Source organism: Methanosarcina spelaei, assembly GCF_002287235.1.
Taxonomy (GTDB): Archaea; Halobacteriota; Methanosarcinia; order Methanosarcinales; family Methanosarcinaceae; genus Methanosarcina; species Methanosarcina spelaei.
Window position 1 is genome coordinate 1 of sequence record NZ_LMVP01000291.1, and the last position, 1203, is coordinate 1203.

The window sequence follows — 1203 nt, forward strand, 5'->3', positions numbered from 1 at the left end:
TCCTGTTGCCTATTGTCTCTATATAGTGCCCGTAGTCCCACCATGACATAACACCATATGCCGTATCTGGATACTGGAACATTTCTCCGTTTATCGGAGCTTCGTAAATGGCATTGTAGTTCATTCCCGGATCAGGAGTATTTGAACGTAGCCAGTCACAAGCTTCCATCCACGGTTCATTGGGTTCGTTTGAGCCAGTTGACTTTATCGTATTTGAATATAGCATTGCAGATCCATATACGGGATAAATCAGAAATATCAATATAAACAGGACTGCAAAAATTTGCTGTATTTTGACAAGTTTCAATGCACCTGGGACATCTGAAAGTGACTTTACATTACTTTTGAACTTCTGGTCAAGGTCGTTCCATTTAACTTTGTCAAGCAGCAGACCTCCAAGGTAGGCACTCAGGATTGAAACGTTTATTGAATAGTAATATGCAAAACGATTCTGGCCATAAATTGCAAGGAGAATAAAGAAGCTCCAGACAAGAACAAGTAATTCGTGGGGCTTTGGTCTTCTGAACAGGTTTGCAGCCAGAACAAACATCCCGAGTATAGAAGCTAGAAATCCTATAGGGGTGAAATTTGAAAAAGCTTTATACAGGGTAAAGACGCCGTTCTGGTAGAATATAGAAGTAGCTTCACCAATTGTAGAAGGTCCTCCCTGTTGAATCCCAAAAACAGTACTCGGAGCATTTATAATTAGAGAATAAAGGGATGGCGATGCGATTTTGGTAATTATAAGTCCGAGAATTCCTGCTCCAAGAATCAGCAGAGGGTAGTAGTAAGCATTTATTTTCCTTATTTTGAATTCCCTTTCTATGAGACTCAAAGCCGCAAAGCCGGCCATTGTTCCAAGGGATGTGATAACGTGGAACCATGAGTAATAATACATAGAAAAGCCCATATCCGGATGGACAAATGGAAGGATAAGTATTGTACTTACCAGACAGGTGACTACACCTGTAAATCCAAGGTAGTCGCTTGATTCATTCCGGAAATTGTCCAGAATATACTGAAGTATTGCATAAACAAGAACGATCAATAAGAAAAGCGATCCTCCTGGCCAACAAAGCTGGTATGCTGAATACATTACACCAGCCAAAACCGAGTATATAAAAGGCTCTTTCAAAACACTGAACTTTTTATTAAACACATCTTCAAAACGCAGCTTTCTTTCCTTAGCCGAAATCAAAGCCA

At 40.1% G+C, this 1203-nt stretch carries 1 pseudogene; it reads right to left on the reverse strand.

The features are described 5' to 3' along the window. A pseudogene (locus tag ASJ81_RS13130) lies at positions 1-1203 on the reverse strand (oligosaccharyl transferase, archaeosortase A system-associated); the annotation flags it as partial.